This is a genomic window from Kineococcus gurbantunggutensis (assembly GCF_050871925.1).
Taxonomy (GTDB): Bacteria; Actinomycetota; Actinomycetes; order Actinomycetales; family Kineococcaceae; genus Kineococcus.
The window spans coordinates 1-17,980 of record NZ_JBJLSG010000101.1 but is presented as its reverse complement, the minus strand read 5'-3'; the positions used below and the strand labels follow the sequence as shown (position 1 = coordinate 17,980).

General features: G+C 77.5%; 10 protein-coding genes. 3 read left to right on the top strand and 7 right to left on the bottom strand.

From position 1 onward, the window contains the following. The first annotated feature begins 137 nt into the window (after positions 1 to 137). Positions 138 to 659 carry a GNAT family N-acetyltransferase gene (locus ACRYR7_RS17195; RefSeq protein ID WP_432573332.1) on the top strand — a complete coding sequence of 174 codons (522 nt, stop codon included), beginning with the start codon at positions 138 to 140 and terminating at the stop codon, positions 657 to 659. A gap of 70 nt (positions 660 to 729) precedes the next feature. Here ACRYR7_RS17195 and ACRYR7_RS17190 read toward each other — a convergent pair whose 3' ends face one another. After that, complete coding sequence (locus tag ACRYR7_RS17190) at positions 730 to 3,057, bottom strand: ATP-dependent DNA helicase (RefSeq protein ID WP_432573331.1); 2,328 nt, start codon at positions 3,055 to 3,057, stop codon at positions 730 to 732. Positions 3,058 to 3,353: 296 nt separating this feature from the next. Between ACRYR7_RS17190 and ACRYR7_RS17185 the strand changes: the two genes are divergently transcribed. Continuing rightward, a complete protein-coding gene (locus ACRYR7_RS17185; RefSeq protein ID WP_432573330.1) occupies positions 3,354 to 4,925 on the top strand; it encodes a hypothetical protein in 1,572 nt (523 codons plus the stop codon). 202 nt (positions 4,926 to 5,127) lie between these two features. After that, a complete protein-coding gene (gene ssb, locus ACRYR7_RS17180) occupies positions 5,128 to 5,631 on the top strand; it encodes a single-stranded DNA-binding protein (protein WP_432573329.1) in 504 nt (167 codons plus the stop codon). A 79-nt stretch (positions 5,632 to 5,710) separates the two neighbouring features. Here the strand turns inward: ssb and ACRYR7_RS17175 are convergent, their stop codons facing one another. The 6 genes from ACRYR7_RS17175 to recG all read right to left on the bottom strand — a co-directional run bounded on the left by ACRYR7_RS17175 (position 5,711) and on the right by recG (position 17,780). Continuing rightward, a complete protein-coding gene (locus ACRYR7_RS17175; RefSeq protein WP_432573328.1) occupies positions 5,711 to 8,158 on the bottom strand; it encodes a hypothetical protein in 2,448 nt (815 codons plus the stop codon). Then, positions 8,155 to 9,522, bottom strand: a complete 1,368-nt coding sequence (locus ACRYR7_RS17170) for a metallophosphoesterase family protein (protein WP_432573327.1) — start codon at positions 9,520 to 9,522, stop codon at positions 8,155 to 8,157. Before ACRYR7_RS17170 ends, ACRYR7_RS17175 begins: the two co-directional genes overlap by 4 nt. 103 nt (positions 9,523 to 9,625) lie before the next feature. Beyond that, a complete protein-coding gene (locus ACRYR7_RS17165) occupies positions 9,626 to 11,680 on the bottom strand; it encodes an ATP-binding protein (protein WP_432573326.1) in 2,055 nt (684 codons plus the stop codon). An 84-nt stretch (positions 11,681 to 11,764) separates the two neighbouring features. Further along, on the bottom strand, positions 11,765 to 13,003 hold the full coding sequence (locus ACRYR7_RS17160; protein ID WP_432573325.1) for a hypothetical protein: 1,239 nt from the start codon (positions 13,001 to 13,003) through the stop codon (positions 11,765 to 11,767). A 169-nt stretch (positions 13,004 to 13,172) separates the two neighbouring features. Continuing rightward, the gene (gene radA / locus ACRYR7_RS17155; RefSeq protein ID WP_432573324.1) at positions 13,173 to 14,792 is read right to left on the bottom strand and encodes a DNA repair protein RadA; all 1,620 of its coding nucleotides are present in this window, start codon (positions 14,790 to 14,792) and stop codon (positions 13,173 to 13,175) included. 60 nt (positions 14,793 to 14,852) lie between these two features. Further along, on the bottom strand, positions 14,853 to 17,780 hold the full coding sequence (gene recG / locus ACRYR7_RS17150) for an ATP-dependent DNA helicase RecG (protein WP_432573323.1): 2,928 nt from the start codon (positions 17,778 to 17,780) through the stop codon (positions 14,853 to 14,855). Positions 17,781 to 17,980: the final 200 nt, after the last annotated feature.

The following is a 17,980-nucleotide window of genomic DNA, read 5'->3' as shown; positions in this document are numbered from 1 at the left end:
CTATATACCACCCTTCTCGAAGAGACCAACCCCCCCCCCCCCCCCCCCCCCCCCCCCCCCCCCCCCCCCCCGCCCCCGCCAGGGACCCGTCCCACCCCCGCCCCCGGGGCGGGGCGCCCGGCCCGTAGGCTCCCCGCGTGCCCGACGCCGCGTGGTCGTTCCCCGCGCCGCTCGTCTCCGAGCGGCTCGTGCTGCGCGGCCACCGCGCCGGGGACCTGGACGACCTGGTCGTCTTCCACGGCGACGAGCAGGTGACGCGCCACACGCCGTGGCCGACGCGCACCCGGGCGCAGACGGAGGTGGCGCTGGCGCGGCGCGTGCAGCAGCAGCGCGCCGCCGCGGCCGGCGAGGCCCTCGTCCTGGCGGTCGAGGAGCGCGCCGGCGGCACGGTCATCGGCGAGGCGCTGCTCGTGCGGGAGGCGGACGACGCGGCGGTGCTCGGGTACGCGATCCGCCGCGACCGGTGGGGGCGCGGCCTGGCCACCGAGGCGGCGGGCACCCTGCTCGCCGCCGGGATCCCCGCCTTCGGGCTGCGCCGGGTCACCGCGGTCGTCGTGCCCGCCAACCTCGCCTCGATCGCGGTGCTCACCAAGCTGGGTTTCACCCGGGTCGCCGAGACCGCGGAGCGCGCCACCTTCGCGCTGACGCCCGGCCCTTGAGGACGCACCGCCGCGGCAGGACCGGCCGGTCCGCCCGCAGAGGGGTCGCGGCGCAACGGTCCTCGGGCCCTCAGGGACCGGGCGCGTCGCGGGGGCGCTCCCTGGTCCGGCGGGCCAGGGCGCGCGTGGCGCTGCGGCGGGGCGCCGCCCGGCGGGCGATGGTGGGGGCGGTGGACGCGGGGGCGGCGGGTGCGGGGGCGGCCCCGCCGGGCGGGGCGCCGGCGCCGGGGGGCTCCTCCGCGCCGGTGCCCGCGAGGGTGCTCGCGCCCGGTGGCGCCGCAACCGCCGCCGCGCCGGTGGTGGCGGTCAGGCGGGTCAGGGCCGCGGTGACCACATCGCGGTCGCTGAAGCGGCGCATCCCGGCGGGCAGGGAGTCGAGCAGGGTGCGCCCGTACGCCCGGGTCAGCAGGCGCGGGTCGAGCACGGCCACGACGCCGCGGTCGGTGGCGGTGCGCACCAGGCGCCCGGCGCCCTGGGCGAGCAGCACGGCGGCGGCGCTGACGTAGACCTCGGCGAACCCGTCGCGCCCGGCGGCGTCGGCGGCGGTGCGGCGCGCGGACATCAGCGGGTCGTCCGCGGGCGCGAAGGGGACCTTGTCCATGACGACGCAGGACAGGCTCGGCCCGGGCACGTCGACGCCCTGCCACAGGCCCAGCGTGGCGCACAGGGTGGACTCCTCCACCTGCGCGAACGTCCTGAGCAGCTGCGCGGCTGGCGCCTCCTCCTGCGCCAGGACCGGTGTCGCGACGCCGGCGCGCAGGTGGGCGGCGGCGTCGCGCGCGGCCCGGGAGGTGGTGAACAGCGCCAGGGTGCGCCCCCCGGCGGCGCGCACCAGGGCGGTGAGCTCCTGCAGGACGGCGGCGGTGTGCGCGGCGCGCTCGCCGCCGGCGGGGGCGGGGAAGCCGGCGGGCGGGACGTAGAGCAGCGCCTGGCGCTCGTGGTCGAAGGGGGTGCCGACGTCGACGACGTCGAAGCCGCGCGGCGGAGCGGGCGGCTGCCCGGGCCGGACGACCGGCTCCTGCAGCGCGAAGGCGCGCACGGCGGCGTCGAAGGAGCCGCCCACGGTGATCGTGGCGGAGGTGGCCACGAGGGTCCTGTCCCCCAGCGCGGCCACCAGGCGCGGGCCCACCCGCAGCGGCGCCACCCTCAGCACCGGCGCGCGGTGCTCACCGGCGTGCAGCCAGCGCACCTCCTCGCCGTCGCGGGCGCCGGCGCCCAGGACGGCCAGGACGGACTCGGCCGCGCCGGTGAGCGCCTGCGCGGCGCCCCGCCGCCCGGCCGCCGTGCGCGCGGCCGGCCCGGCGCCCTTCGCGGCCCCGGCGGCCCCGGCGGTCCCGGCGGCCCCGGCGGCCGCGGTGGTCCCGGCGGTCTCCGCGGCCGGGGTCAGGACGGCGGCGACCTGCGCGAGCCGGTGGGCCAGGTCCACCAGCGGGTCGCTGACCGCCCGCGGCAGCTGCGGGAGGGCGCCGGGGGCCAGGTCGGCGAGCGCCCCGGCCAGCGCCGCCAGGTCCGCCGAGGCCTGCTCGAGCTGGGCCCGGGCGGTGTCGGCGCAGGCGTCGCGCGGCAGCTCGCGCGCGGCGCGGGCCAGGACCCGCTCCAGGGCGGCGGGGGCGAGCTCGCGGCTCCAGGCGGAGGAGAGGGCGGCCTCCAGCTCGTGGGCCTCGTCCACGACGAGGGTGTCGTACTCGCCCAGCAGCGGCTGGGGGCTGACCAGGTCGTGGGCGACCTGCGCGTGGCTGGTGACCACGACGTCGGCGCGGCGGGCGGCGGCGCGGGCCCCCTCCGCGAAGCACTCGCGCCCGAAGGGGCAGGCGGAGGCGCCCGGGCAGCCGGCCGAGTCGGTGGAGACCTCCCGCCAGGCGCGCTCGCCCACCGGGGGCGCCTCGGAGCGGTCGCCGGTGCGGGTGGTCCCGGCCCACCGCAGCAGCGCGCCCAGCGACGCCGGCTCGACCCCGGGGGGCGTGCGCGCAGGGCCGCCCCCCGGGGGCCGCAGGGCGGCGAGCTTGGCCAGGCAGGCGTAGTTGCGCCGGCCCTTGAGCAGCGCGTGCGTGAAGCTCCTGCCCCCCGCGCCCGGCAGCAGCCGCGCCAGCAGCGGCAGGTCCTCGGCGACGACCTGCTCACCGAGCTGCTTGGTGGCGGTGCACACCACCGCGCGCCCCTCCCCGGCCAGGACGGGCACGAGGTAGCCGAGGGTCTTGCCGGTGCCGGTGCCGGCCGACGCCAGGAGGTGGCGGCGCTCGCGCAGCGCGTGCTCGACGGCGGCGACCAGGCGCTCCTGCTGCGGGCGGACCCGGCCGCCGGGACGCTCGGCGATCAGGGCGCGCAGCAGCGCGGTGGCGCCGGGCCGCGCGGGCGCGGCGGCGCGCGGGCGCGGCGCGGCGGCCTCGCGTGCGCTCACCCGGTCCTCCCGTCCGCTCGTGCGTGCTGACCCGTGTGTACCCCACGGCACCGACACCGGGCGCGGGGGTTGTCGCGCGTGCGGGGTCCCGGCGCGCGGGGCCGGCCAGCGAGCGCTCGCGGGGCCGGTCGTGTCGGTGCCTCCCGGCACACTGGTCCCCATCAGCACAGCGGCCCGCGTCGACCGCTCCGGCGCCGCAGCGGGCCCCCCGAAACAGTTCGTGCGCGGAAACAGGACATCCAGGACCCTCCCGGTCGAGCCGGGGCAGCAGGTCCGAGAACGAGGAGTTGGGCGAGATGGCCAAGCCTTTCGTCTCCCACGACGGAGCCGACGAGCAGGGCGTGCGTGCCGAGGTCTGGGTGCAGGTGGGCACCGGCACGGTCACCGGGATCGAGAACCGGGACGAGGAGACCAAGCGCAACGTCATGGTCGTCCTCAAGAGCGACAACAGCAGGGTCAGCCGCCCCGTCACGGCGTGGCTGGCCAAGGACGACCCCACCTACCCGGAGGTGCTGCGGGCCCACGAGACCGGCCGCGAGGTCCGGTACCGGGTGGAGTCCCAGCGCAAGCCGGGCGTGGACCGCAGCACCCCCATCGCGGACCTGCGCGTGGACATGGCCACCGCCGGCGCGAACACCGTGAGCATCTTCGCCGGCATCGACGGCCTGCTCAGCCGCGAGGCGGTCACCGACCCCGCCGAGGACCCCGGCCCCGGCGGCCGCCTGCGCGCCGCGGGCACGGCCGGGCGCGGGCAGCGGGCCGGGGAGGCGCCCGCGGGCGCCGGGCCCGGGCTCGAGGCGGCGCTGAGCGGCCTGGCCACCGCGCGCCGGGCGGGCCTGCCCGCCGGGGTCGTCGACGCCGCCGCCGCGCTGGCGCTGGCCGCCGGGGCCACCGCCCAGCAGGTCGCCGACGCGGGTTTCACGGGGCAGTCCACCACCCCGCGCGGCGAGCGCCGGCGGGCCTTCGCCCACGAGGCCGCCCCGCACCTGCCGCTGAACTCCGACCAGCGCGTCAACCTGGGTTCCTACGCGGTGCAGGCCGCCTTCAGCGCCGAGCGCGTCGCCCACGACCTGCTCGCCGGGGCCGCGCAGCACGCCCCCGCCGCGCCGGCCGGGACCACCGGGGAACCGGACGGCGAACCGGAGGGGACGCAGGAGGGGACGCCGCAGGCGGACGGTGCCGTCGACCTCGCGCAGGTCGCGCGGCTGGCCGGGGTTCTGCTGACCCTGGCGGACCGGGTGCAGGTCGGCGCCTACGGCGGCGGCCGCCCGGACCGCATGGCCAACAGCCACACCCGTGCCCGCGCGCTGGTCTACGACGCCGTCCGCACCCGCCACCCGGTGCCGTCCGGCGGCGAGGGGCACGAGGCGTGGGCGGCGGCCGTGGTCGCCGAGGGCGTCGAGCGCTTCCGCGCCCTGGTCGCGCTGTCCCAGCAGGTCGCCGAGGTCCCCGCCCCCTCCGGCGGGGACGACGGCGACGGCGGGGGCACCGCGGGTTCCCCGGCTCCCCAGGGTTCCCCGGGTTCGGCGGCGCCCACCGCGCAGGCCATGAAGCGCTACCGGGACCTCGCGCTGGCCGCGGGTTTCCCGGCCACCCCGGACAGCCCGGCGCTGGAGTTCCTGCGCGTGAAGTTCGGCGTGGGCGCGGTGCGCCAGGTGCGCGGCGAGGCGCTGGAGAGCCTGCTGACCTGGTTCGAGGGCCAGCGCCGGCCGGGCGAGGCGTTCCGCTCCTACGTGGAGTCCGCGATCGCCGCCGCCCGGCGGGGCACCCGCGGCGAGCAGCGCACCGGGCACGCGCAGGCACCGGCGCTCAAGGGCGGCGCGACGGCGCCGGAGGCGGTCGCCCACGGCGCGCTCGGGGCCGCCTGAGGCCACCTGGGGCCGGGCCCGCACGGGTCCACCCGGCGCAGCCCCCCACCGGTCCCGGTTCCCGCCGGGCCGGCGGGTGACCGCCGGCGGGAGCGGGGTCCGTGTCGGACCCCGCTCCTAGAGTTCCACCCGTCGCCCCGCGAGGGCGACGACCCACGAGGTCGCGGACGTGACGCGAGAGATTCGAGAGGGAGCGACAACCATGGGCGTGCCCATCACCATCGTCGGCAACCTGACCGGCGACCCGGAACTGCGTTCCACCCCCAGCGGTGCTGCGGTGGCGAGCTTCAGCGTCGCGGTGAACGAGCGCCGCCGCAACGCGCAGACCCAGGAGTGGGAGGACACCGGGACCTCCTACTACCGGGTGGAGGCCTGGCGCTCCCTGGCGGAGAACGTGGCCGCGTCCCTGCGCCGGGGCATGGCCGTGGTCGTCACCGGCGAGCAGAGCATCGAGGTCTACGAGCGCAAGGACGGCGGCACCGGAACCTCGGTGCGCGTGCGCGCGCAGAGCGCCGGTCCCGACCTGCGCTACGCCACCGCCGTCGTGCAGCGCCACGGGCGCCAGGGCGGTCCCGGGGCGCGGGGTGCGAACCCCGGTGCCGAGGCCGGTTTCCGGACCGGTGTCGAGGCCGGTTCCGGGAGCGGTCCCGCGGCCGGCGTCGAGGACCCGTGGGGCACCGGCCGGCTCGAGGGAGCGCCGTTCTGACGGCTCCCCCGTCACCGGCGGGTGGTCCCCGCAGGGGTGCGCGCCCGGGCCGGGCGCGCACCCCGTCCGGGTTCCGGGCTCAGGCGGCGACGCCGGCGTCGTCGCCCTCGTCGAGCGCGGCCTCGGAGACCGGCCCGTAGGAGGAGGCCTCCTCGATGCGCGAGCCGCCGACGTCGTCGGGCACCACGTCGAGGACGAGGTCCACCAGGTCGGTGGCCTCGGAGGCGTGGTTGATGAGGATGACCTGCCGCCCAGGCAGTTCCCGGATGGCGGCCATCATCGCCGCGCGGCTGGCCACGTCCTGCGACACGAACGGCTCGTCGAGCCAGAACAGCCCGCCGGCGCGGCCGGACCACAGGTCCGACAGCGCCACGCGCAGCGCGAGCGCCACCGCGGACTCCTCCCCGCCGGAGAGCCACTGCACGGGTCGCTGGGTGCCGGTGTCGTCGGTGACGACCGGGGTGAACTCCTCGTCGAGGACGACGGAGACGAAGCGGCCGCCGGTGATGCGCGAGACCAGGTCGGTGGCGACCTCGGAGACCTCCGGGGCCAGGCGCGCGATGCGGTCGCGGCGGAAGGCGTCCAGCGCGTCGCGCACGGCCGTGCGGCGCTCCAGCTCGGCGACCGTGGCCGCGCGCAGGCGCAGCTTCTCGGCCTCGGCGTCGCGCGCCCGCTCCGCGCCGCGCACCTGCTCCTCGGCGATGCGGTGGTCGGCCTGCGCCTCGCCGGCGGCCCGGGCGGAGGCGGCGGCGCGGACCTGCGCGTCCTGGTGGGCGGCCCGGGCCCGCACCCGCTCCTCCTCCGGCACCCGGGCGGCCGCCTCCGCAGCGGAGGCGGCGGCGGCCTCGGCGGCGGCCCGCTCCGCCGTGCCCCGGGCCTGCTCGGCGCGCGCGAGCGCCCCGGCCAGCTCCGCGGCGGCCTCGGCGGCGCTCTCGGCCCTGCGCAGCGCGCCCGCGGTGCGCTGGACCTCCGCGGTCACGGCCTGCTGGGCCTCCTGGGCGCTGGCGGCCGCCGCCCGCGCGCGCCGGGCGTGCTCGGCGGCCGCCGCGGCGTCCTGCTCGGCCTGCTCGGCGGCGGTGCGGGCCTGCTCCAGCTCGGCGAGGGCGGTGCGGGCCTGCTCGGCGGCGTGCTCGGCGGCGGTGCGGGCCTGGGACAGCTCGCGGGAGCGCCGGCGCAGCTCCTCCGCGCGCTGGGCGGCGGCCTCGGACTCGGCCCTGGCCTGCTGGCCCTCGCGGCCGACGCGCTGCTGGGAGTGCGCGAGGGTCTCCACGATCGCGCGGGCGTCGGGCAGCGCGCTCAGGCAGGTGGGGCAGGTGGGGTCGCTGCTGGCCTGCAGCGTCTTGATCGCCGTGCTCAGGCGCGCGTACTCGCCGCGCAGCGCGCCGGTGCGCTCGGTCAGCTCGTCCGCGCGCGCCTGCGCCGCCTGCGCCTGGGCGTCGAGGTCCTCCGGGGCGCCGGCGGTGCGCGCGGCGGCCCGCTCGGCGCGCTGGCGGGCGTCCTCGGCGGCGGTGGTGCGCTGCTGCAGGCGCGCGGCGGCCTGCTGGGCGCGCTGCTGCTCGCGGGCGGCGGCCTGGCCCGCCTGCTGGGCGGCCTCCAGCGCGGCGCGGTTCTCGCGCTCGGCGCGCACGGCCCGCTCGTGCGCCGCGCGCGCGGCGGCGACCTGCTCGGCGTCCCCGCCGCGCGAGGCCTCCCGCAGCCGCTGCACGTCGCGGGTGGCCTGGGCGGCGCGCTCGTCGGCGAGCACCTGCGCGCCGCCGGCCCGCTGGGCGGCGTCGTGGGCGCGCCGGTGCGCCTCGACGCGCTCGGCGACCTGCGCGGCCCGCTCGGCCACGCGGGCCAGGTCCTCCTCGTCGGCCGCGGCGGCCGCGCGCGAGGTCTCGCGGCGCTCCCAGGCGGCGGTGGCGACCTGCTGGGCGGCCTCCAGCGCGGACCTGGCCGCGGCCAGGGCGTCCGGCGAGCCGGGCAGCAGCTCCAGGGTGCGCTTGGTGTCGGCCTCCTCCTCGCGGGCGGCCTTGAGCGCGGCGCTCATCCGGTCGATGCCGGCCAGGCGCTCGATGAGGCGGCGCCGCTCGCCCGCGGTGGCCTTGACGAGGGTGTCCAGCTCCTTCTGCCGGGTGACGAACGCCGCGGTGAAGCCCTGCGCGTCCAGGCCGCCGAAGCGGCTGGTGATCCAGGCGTTGGCCACCCGCACCTTGTTCACCGACTGCAGCACGCCGTCGACGCTGATCTGCACGTAGGGGGTGTCGTTGCGGCCCTTCAGGCCCCGCTCGACGACGACGCGCTGGCCGTCGTGCAGGAGGGTGACGACCCCCTTGACGGGGCCGGTGGTGCCCTGCCGGCGCAGCGCCTGCACCGTCACCCCGTCCGGGGTGACGCCGTACAGGACCCACAGCACGGTGATCAGCAGGCTGGACTTGCCGACCCCGCGCGGGCCGTTGAGCGCGGTGACCCCGGTGGGCAGCGGCTGCATGAACGCCGACCCCAGCGAGCGGATGTTCACCGCCTCGACCGACTCCAGGGTGATCACCAGGGGGTCTCCTCTCCGGTCGTGGCGTCCACCCGGGGCGCGTCCCGGGCAGGCTCCGTCTGCTCGGTGCGCTCCACCTGCCCGGTGCGCTCCGCCTGCTCGGTGCGCTCCTGCCCCTCCCGGGCCGGGGTGGCCCGCGGCGCGGGTTCGCGCGGTTCGGCGAACCCGCCGATCTCGGCGTCCTGGGAGGCCTCGCGCAGGTGCCGCTCGCCCTCGGAGACGACCACGGGGCGCAGCTGCTCGGACAGGCCCACCGCGCCGGCCCACTCCCCGACCCAGCCGCCGTACGCCGCTGGCAGGTCGGCGGCCCCGGCGGTCAGCATCGAGGTGGACAGGCCCTCCACGACGCGCTCGCCGTCGTCCTCGACCACGTCGGGGCGGCGGAAGTCCGGCATCCACATCAGCGCGTCGCGGGTCAGCTCCGCCAGCGCCGGCTGGTCCACGCCCCGGCGCACGCTGGAGGAGCAGTTGACGACCACCTGGCGCACGATCGCGTCCGCGACGTCGACGGCGGCGAGGTTCTCGCGGATCAGCTCCTCGACCTGCGCGCCGGTCATGCCGGTGGCGTCGATGCGCGGCAGGTCGTGCTGGGCGCGCTGGGCGATGTGCTGCGGGGTGACCTGCACCCGGCCGTCGGCGTGGACCTCCACCAGGAGCCAGCCGCGCCCGCCGGCGGGGTCGGAGAAACCGCGGCGCACCAGGGAACCGGCGTACCAGACGCCGGGGAGGATCTCGCCCATGCCGTGGTAGTGGCCCAGCGCCTTGAGCGCGAAGCGGTCGTCGGCCAGCAGGTCCAGGCCGATGGGGACCTCGCCGGGCGAGTCCACGCACCGGAACACCTCGTGACCGGGCAGCATCGCCGCGCCGTGCGCGGACAGGACGTTCACGGCCCCGTCCACCGGTTCGGGCACCAGCCGCTCGGACTGCGCCAGGCCGTAGTGGCTGATCACGTGCAGGACCAGGCCGTCGGCGACCTCGAACCGGCGGTACGGCTCGGTGACGTAGTGGATGCCGCGGTCGGGGTCGTTGATCGCCGCGGTCGCCGGGGACTTGCCGCGCTCGGCGGAAGCGTCGTGGTTGCCGGTGTTGCCGTACACCGGGATGCCGGCCCTGGCGAAGCTCTCCATCTGCTGGCGCATCCACACGATGTCGCCCACCGCGGGGTGCGAGCGGTGGAAGTCGTCGCCGCCGGCGACGACGAAGTCCACCCCCGCCTCGACCATCGAGCGGGTCACCGCGCGCACGGCCAGCATCCCGTCGCGGGTGCGCATGTTCAGCCCCGACGCCGGGTGCACCCGGCACCGGGCGGCGTAGCCGACGTGGGCGTCCGCGTACACGCCGAACCTGACGACCGGATCGCTCACGCGTCCTGTGCTCCTTCGTCCCGACCACCACCAGCGGCGCCCACCGTAGGCGCCGCCCCCGACAGCCGCGCCGCCCGCACCACCCGCGCGGGCCGCGCACCCGTCAGAACGGCGGGTCGTCGTCGATGCTGCCCAGCCCGCCGCTGAAGGCGCCGTCCCCGCTCAGGCCCACGAACGCCTCGGGCGCGATGCCGCCGGTGGCGGCGTGCTCGCGCACCCGCTCCACCTCCTCCTTCGCCGCGCCGCGCCGCGGTGCGGCGACGCCGGCCGCCGCGCGCGCCGGGCGGGCGACGACCGGGCCGCCGCCGCGCAGGGCCGGCACGCCCGCCAGGACCGGCAGCCCCAGCCGCAGGCGCTCCCGGCTGATCCAGTGGTGGTTGTCGGCGCGGAAGCGCTCGAAGTCGGTGTAGGCGGCCAGGAACACCGGCGCCTTGGTGAACGACAGCGGCGAGACGGGCCCGGTCACCATGAACGGGTACACCTTGGGCTTGGTGGAGTCCGGCGGCGCGAAGGCGCGGTACAGCTTCAGGTGCTCGGGGTCGTCCATCTGCTCGGCGACCTTGGCCAGGTCCGCGCCACCCAGGCCGTACCCCAGCAGGCGCACCGCCATCTGGTCCCAGCAGTCGGGGTTCACGCTGCGCGGGGACTGGCTGATGAGCAGCCAGCCGATGCCGAACTTGCGGGTGTCGCGGAAGTACCCGGCCAGGTCGGCCGACAGCGCCTTGATCTCCTCGTCCGCGGCCAGGTGCAGCGGCGGGGCGTAGCGCCACGCCTCGTCGAAGACGACCATCGTGTTCAGCGTCTCGCCCAGGCGGAACGCCGACTCCGAGGCCTCCTTCAGGGTGCGGCACGCCTTGCGCAGGATCGCGGCCTTGATGGAGTCCTGGTCCAGCACGCGCAGCGCCTCCACCGCACCGGCCCGCTCCGGGCCGGCCAGCAGGGAGGAGACCCAGGAGACCTGCCCGGAGGTCGACATGTCCAGCACGAGCAGCGGGGCCGGGGCACCGCCGCGGGCGGCCTTGTCGAAGACGTGCGAGATCGTGCCCCACATCGAGTGCCGCTCGCCGCCGCCGGGGTTGGCGGGGGTGAAGAGGTTGTGCAGCGGCTGGAACTGGCTGAAGACGTCGCCGAAGCGGTCGGCGTCGTCGAGGACCTCGAAGATCGCGTCGCGCAGGCGGCTCTGGCGGGTCTCGTCCACGTACACGCGCCCCAGGACGCCGAACTCGCTCAGCGCGCGCAGGAGTTCCTTCAGCAGGGTCGCGGAGTCCTCGGTGTCCCAGCCGCTGCGCTTGCGCAGCACCTTGACCAGCTCGTCGACGAACAGGCCCGCGGTCTCGGGGGCCATCTTGGTGATCTCGCCGGTGAACTTCGTCTTGGCCAGCAGCTCGCCGAACAGGGGCGCGTCCTTCTCCAGGCGCAGGTCCTCGCTGACGCGGCGCACGACGACCTCGCGGCCCATCTCGGCGGCCCACGCCTGCAGCGAGAACGGGAACCCGGTCTCGGAGGAGAACTGCCCCTGCGGGTCCACGACGATGAACCCCTGGTCGGCGTGGCGCATCTGCCCGGCGAGCAGGTACACCGACTCGGCCGTCTTGCCGCTGCCGCTCATCCCGAACACGCCCAGGTGGAAGGCGCCGCGGTCGCCGGAGAAGTCCCGGATCGACATCGGGATGCGCACGTCGGAGGTGCCGTGCAGGTGGCCGAGGTAGTGCAGGTCCTCCTCGCCGCTCATCAGCTCGTCGAGGACGTCGTTGGTGACGCGGCGCACGGCGGTGCCGGTGGGCGGGGACATCCGCAGGGACGGGCCGGCCTGCGCCCACTCGCCCGGGGCGCCACCGCCGCCGCGCTTGTAGCAGGCCTGCAGCTTGATGCCGGCGGCGCGCACGTCGCCGGTGTCGCCGGACATGCCCGGGATGTGCCCCTTGGTCTTGACGACGCCGCGCAGCAGGGGCTGGGAGTGCCACTGGTTCAGCGTGGTGACCTCGGTGACCGTGCCCAGGGCCAGCTCCTCACCGGCGCCGGAGGGCTGGGTCAGCAGCAGCATGGAACCCACCAGGGGTTCGTGCACGGCCGTGTCGAGCAGGTCCAGGGTGACCTCGTAGTTCGACGAGGGCGAGCCGACGACGGCGACCTGCTCGGCGGTGGTGATGGGGTCCACCGGGGTGCTCCTCCAGTTCGGTGCTGCTGCGGGGGTCGTGCTGCGCGGTGCTCTTGGTGCGGGGGTGGGGAGGTGGGGGTCCCCTCACCGGCCGGCTCCCCCGGGCGCGCCCGGGCCGGCGGTGCGACCGCCGCCGGCGCCGCGGGTGCGGTAGGAGCGCGCCAGGAGGGTCAGGTAGTCGTCGCTGCCGGGCGGCAGCATCGAGATCATGGACTGGTTCAGGGCCTCGGCGCCCACGGAGACGCTCTTGGCGGCCAGGTCCACGGCGTACTGCGCGAACGGCTCCTGCAGGTGCGGGCCGGGGGTCTCCGCGGACAGCAGCCCGGCCAGGCGCGCGGCCTCCTCCAGCGCCACCTCCGGCGCCGAGGAGGGGACGTCCGCCAGGGGTTCGGACACCCGCAGCTCCACCTTCAGGACCGTGTCGCAGGTGACGGGCTTGACGTAGGTGACCAGCAGCAGGCCCTCGTTCGCGGCCTCGCGCAGCGGCGCGACCGCGCGGTTCAGCCGCTCCACCGCGGCCCGCACCTTCGCGGGGGCCTCCTCGCGCACGGAGAAGTGCGTGCCGGCGACCTCGTCGGCCGGGCGCGGGCGCAGCATCTCCCCCGGCTGCAGCACCTGCGCGGCGATGAAGCGGTCCCCGCCGGGCAGGTGCAGCCCGTAGCGGGCGCGGTAGAGGTCGGCGAAGGCGTGCGCGGAGTCGGCCTTGGGCAGCGCGACGACCTCCCCGGGGTGGGCCCGGCGGTCGGGGTCGGCCAGGGAGGCCAGCGCGGCGACGACCTCGTCGGTGACCAGGTCGGCGGCCGCGCCGGCCACGGTCTCCGAGCGGGCGGCCAGCGCGGTGGACAGCGCGATGACGGGGGTGCCGTGGGAGCCGTCGAGGATGCGCAGGTCGTGGGAGAGGTCGGCGAGCAGGCGCAGCTCCAGGCCGGCCATGGCCGCCGAGAGCAGGCGGTCGTTCTCGGACTCGTGCTCGCGCAGGTGCGCCCAGTGCAGCTGCGAGAGCGCGTGCCCGCCGACGCTGGTCATGCCCTCGGCGGCGACGGCGGCGGCGACCATGAGGTCGGCGGCGTACAGGTGCTCGCGCACGGAGGCGCCGTCGACGGCGACGACGCTGTGCCGCGGGGCCAGGGCGGCGGCGCGGTGCGGGAAGGGCAGCACCTGCCCCTCGGCGAGCAGGCGCTCGCGCAGGTCGCTGCGCGAGCGGGCCACCGGGGAGAGCAGCCGGTGGGCCTCCTGGGCCAGCGCGCCCGCCTCGGCCAGCAGCGCGCTCATCAGCTCCACGGTCGCGGGCGTGGCGGGCGCGGGGGGCGTCGTCCCGCTCACGCCGCACCCGGGACCGTGCGCCGGCGGGCGGGGCGCACCGGCGGTGCGGGCGCGGGGTGCGGGCGGCCGCACCCGGCGGCGGTGGTCGCGATCACGGTCTCCTCGTCCAGGCCTGCTCGGGCACGCGGCCCTCGGGGGCCGTTCGATGGTAGGTGGCGCGGGCGGGGTCCTAGGCGAGGTCCTCCGCGGGCCCGTCGGCGGGGTCGTGCGCGAGGCCCTGCGCGGGGCCGCCCGCCCGGCCGGGCGCGAGGTCCGCGGGCAGGTCGCGGGCCGCGGGGACCCGCCGCCCCCCGCGGGGCCGGCGCGCTCCCGGGGCGTCCCGGGCCGCGCGCCCCTCGCCGCCGGCGGCGGCAGGGGTGGCGGCAGGGGTGGTGGCAGCGGGGGCGGCGCTGCGCGCCGGGCGCACGGCGGCCATGGCCTCGACGGCGCGCGCCACGGAGTCCACCTCCACGAGCGTCACGCCCAGGGCGGCGGCCTGCTTGCCGAGCTTCTCGCCGGTGCCGGTGGGCACCAGGGCCCGCTGGAAGCCGCGCCGGCCCGCCTCGGCCAGGCGGCGGGCGACGTCGGTGACGGGGCGGATGTCACCGGACAGGGCCACCTCGCCCAGGGCCACGACGTCGGCGGCCAGCGGCACGTCGGAGCTGGCGGAGGCGATGGCCAGGGCCACCGCCAGGTCGGCGGAGGGCTCGTTGATGCGCATGCCGCCGACGGTGGCGCAGAAGACGTCCTTGTCGTACAGGCGTACCCGCCCGTGCCGCTCGACCACGGCCTGGGTCATCGCCAGGCGGGCGGTGTCCAGGCCGGAGGCCCCGCGGCGCGGCTGGGGCAGGTACGACTGGGCCACCAGGGCCTGGATCTCGGCGAGCAGCGGGCGCTTGCCCTCGACGACGACGGTGACGCAGGTGCCGGGCACGGGGGCCTCGCGCTGGCCCAGGAAGAGGCCGGAGGGGTCGGTGACCTCGCGGATGCCGTCGGCCTCCTGCACGAAGCAGGCCACCTCGTCGGAGGCGCCGTAGCGGTTCTTCACCCCGCGCAGCATCCGCAGGGGCGAGTGCTTGTCGCCCTCGAAGTGCAGCACGACGTCCACGAGGTGCTCCACGGTGCGCGGGCCGGCGATGTTGCCGTCCTTGGTGACCTGCCCGATGAGGAACAGCGGGATGCCGCGGGCCTTGGTCAGGCGGGTGAGGATGGTGGCGACCTCGGTCACCTGCGCCACCCCGCCGGTGCGGCCCTCGATGTCGGGGCTGGCGATGGTCTGCACGGAGTCCACGATCAGCAGGTCCGGCTGGACCTCGTCGACGTGCCCGAGCACCACCGACAGGTCGGTCTCGGAGGCGATGAACAGCTCCGCGGCGTCGGCGCCCATGCGCTGGGCGCGGATCTTGATCTGCTCGGCGGACTCCTCGCCGGAGACGACCAGGACCGTCCTGCCGCCGGCGGCGATGCGGTTGGCCACGTCCAGGGTCAGGGTGCTCTTGCCCACCCCGGGCTCGCCGCCCAGCAGCACCGCGGCGCCGGGGACCAGACCCCCGCCCAGCACGCGGTCCAGCTCGCCGATGCCGGTGGGGCGGTGGCGGGCGCGGTCGGTGGAGATGTCCCGCACCCGCAGCGCCTTGGTGACCACGGCCGCCGGCGCCAGGCTCGTGCGGGTGCCGGCCGAGCGCGAGGGCTCGGGGGCGGCCTCCTCCACGGTGCCCCAGGCCTGGCAGCCCGTGCACCGCCCGGCCCACTTGGCGTGCTCCTGCCCGCACGAAGTGCAGCGGAACGAGGGGCGCGTCTTGGTGGGCACGGGGTCAGTATCGGTGCCGCCTCCGACACGGGCGCCGGGGCGGGCGCCCGCGCGCCGCCGTCAGGAGCGGGCGAGGCGCTCGGCGCCGTCCTCGCCGAGGGCGCTGTCGACCTCCGCGCGCAGCTGCGGGCGCCGGGCCAGGGTCGGGTCGCCGTCCAGGAGCAGGTCCGCCTCGGCGCGGGCGGTCTGCACCATGGGCAGGTCCGCCTTGAGGTCGGCCACCCGCAGGTCCGACTGCCCGGACTGGCGGTTGCCGAACAACGATCCGCCGCCGCGCAGGTCCAGGTCGACCTCGGAGAGGTGGAAGCCGTCGGTGGACGCCTCCAGCGCCTGCAGGCGCGCGACGCTGTCGGCGGAGGAGGCCCGGCCGGTCAGCAGGCAGTGCGAGGCGTGCGCGCCGCGCCCGACGCGCCCGCGGATCTGGTGCAGCTGCGCGATGCCGAAGCGGGCGGCGTCCACGACGACCATGACGGTGGCGTTGGGCACGTTGACGCCGACCTCGATGACGGTGGTGGCCACCAGCACGTCGACCGCGCCGGCCTTGAAGGCGGCCATCGTCGCCTCCCGCTCGGCGCGGTCCTGCTTGCCGTGCACCAGGCCCAGGCGCAGGTCGGCCAGCGCCCCGGCGCCCAGCTCGTCGAACAGGCTGGTGGCGGCCTGGGCGGCGAGCTTCTCGTTGTCCTCCACCAGGGAGGCCACCACGTAGGCCTGCCGGCCCTGGGCGACCTGCTCGCGCACGAGCGTCCAGGCCTCGGCGTGCTCGTCGGCGGGCGACATGTCCTGCGGCACCCAGCGGGTGGCGATGGGGGTGCGCCCGGGGGGCAGCTCGTCGAGCACGGTGACCGACAGGTCCCCGAAGACGGTCAGGGCGGCGGTGCGCGGGATCGGCGTGGCGGTCATGATCAGCATGTCCGGCACGCTGCGCTCGCCGTCGCCGTCGGGCAGCGGGGCGCCCTTGGCGCGCAGCGCGGCGCGCTGCTCCACGCCGAAGCGGTGCTGCTCGTCCACGACCACCAGGCCCAGCCGCGCGAAGACCACGTCCTCCACGAGCAGGGCGTGGGTGCCCACCAGGACGTCGACCTCGCCGGCGGCCAGGGCGGCGACGATGCGGCGGCGGTCCTTGGCCCTCGTCTTGGACCCCAGGAACTCCACCACCAGCGGGCGCCCGTCGGGGTGGGCGGTGCCGGCCAGGCGCTCGGCCAGCTCGGTGTGCAGCTGGGTGGCCAGGATCTCCGTGGGGGCCATCAGGGCGCCCTGGAAGCCGCCCTCGACGGCCATGAGCAGGCTCACGGCGGCCACGAGCGTCTTGCCGGAGCCGACGTCGCCCTGCAGCAGGCGGTGCATGGGGTGCGGGCGCACCAGGTCTGCGCGGACCTCGGCCAGCGCCCGGGTCTGCGCCCCGGTGAGCGGGAAGGGCAGCGCGTCGAGGAACGGCCCGGTCAGGGCGCCGGTGGGGGCGTGCGCCACACCGGTCTCAGCGGCGGTGGCGTGCCGGCGCAGGCCCAGGGCGATCTGCATGCGCAGCAGCTCGTCGAAGGCGAGGCGGTCGCGCGCCCGGGCGGCGACCTCCAGGTCGTCGGGGTGGTGCACCTGCCGGTACGCCTCGCCGCGGTCCATCAGCCCGTGCCGCGCGCGCACCTCGGCCGGCAGGGGGTCGCTCAGCTCGCCCAGGCGGCGCACCGCCTCCACGGCCGCCGAGCGCAGGTCCCACGTGGTCACGTTGGACTTCGCGGACTGGTTGTACACCGGCACGATCGCCGCGGAGTCGTCGCCGACGGGGTCCATCAGCGGGTTCGTCATCTGCAGGACCGGCTTGCCCGAGCGGGGCGTGAACGCCTCGACCTTGCCGTAGACGGACACCTCGTCGCCGGGGCGGTAGCGCCGCGCCAGCCAGGGGGAGTTGAAGAACGTCACGGTCAGCCCGGCGGTGCCGTCGTTGACCTGCACGCGCAGCAGGCGCTTGGTGCGGTCGTACTGCCCGACGCTGTCGATGCGCGCGAGCAGCCCGACCGTCTCGCCGACGTGCTCGCGCAGCCTGCGCACGGGGATGACCGCGGAGCGGTCCAGGTAGCGCAGCGGCACGTGCATCAGCAGGTCGTAGACGCTCTCGACGCCGAACTCCGCCAGCCGCTCGGCCAGCGAGGGCGTCTTGCCGCGGGCCTTCTTGGTGCGCACCGCGTGCAGCTCGGTGACCGGCACCCCGCGCAGGCCGTCCACGGTGCCGTCGTAGCGCAGGGGCGCGTCGCGCTCGGCGGCCAGCGCCTCCACGGCGGCGTCCAGGACCAGCCCGTGGCGGTGCGCGAAGCGGACCACGTCCTCGACCCGGTCGGCCTCGGCCCGCCAGAACCCGCCGGCGCCCTCCCACCGGGCCGCGCACGCGCGCTTGACGTCCTCCTGCAGGGCCGCGGTGTGCTCGAAGCGGACCGCGAGGGCGCGCTGCCCGTCGGGGGCCTGGAGCACGGTGACGTCCGGGCCGGCCGGGGAGTCGGCCGCCGCGCGCAGCGCGTCGCGCGCGTCCCCGAGCAGCTGCACGCGGTGCCCGGTCAGCGCCCGGCGCAGCGCCAGCGCGGTGCGCCGGGTCAGCGGCAGCAGCCAGGACGCCTGCCCGTCCCAGGTGGCCCCGGGCAGCTCGCGCAGCCCGGTGCGCAGGGGGTGGTCCGCACCGGCCGTGCACACCACGGTGCGCTGCGCCGGTCCCAGGGGGCGCTCGCGCACGGCGACCTGCACGACGCTCACGGGCACCGCGCGCTCCCCCGGCCCGGGCGCGGGCGCCGAGGGGGGTGCAGGGGAGGAGGGGGCGCCCGCGGCGGGTGCGGGGTCGGCCGTGGTGATGGCGGTGCTCCTCACGGGGGCGGGGGTTGCGCGGTCGGCGGCGGGCCCGGCGGCGGGGTGGGCGGCGGGTTCGGGGAGCAGGTCCACGTCCCAGCCCGCGGCCTCCAGGTCGGCGCGGTAGGGGCCGGTCAGCAGCGTCCAGCAGCGGTGGGCCACCGCGGCGGTCCACTCGTGCTCCGGGGCGGCGGCCGCGGCGGCGACGAAGGAGGCGTCGCGCGGCTTGACGCGCGCCGGGTCCAGGACCGCCAGCGCCGCGGGCAGCGCGCGGCGCTCGGCGGGGCGGGCGCCCCCGGGTCCGCGGTCAGAGACCAGGCCCTAATGCACGCCTGCTCCCCCTGCTGTGGGGGTCGCTGCAG

Bases quoted from the DNA above. Each gene is read 5' to 3' on its own strand.
- ACRYR7_RS17185 (WP_432573330.1), top strand. From the start codon at position 3,354: ATGGCCAAGCCTTTCGTCTCCCACGACGGAGCCGACGAGCAGGGCGTG.
- ssb (WP_432573329.1), top strand. From the start codon at position 5,128: ATGGGCGTGCCCATCACCATCGTCGGCAACCTGACCGGCGACCCGGAA.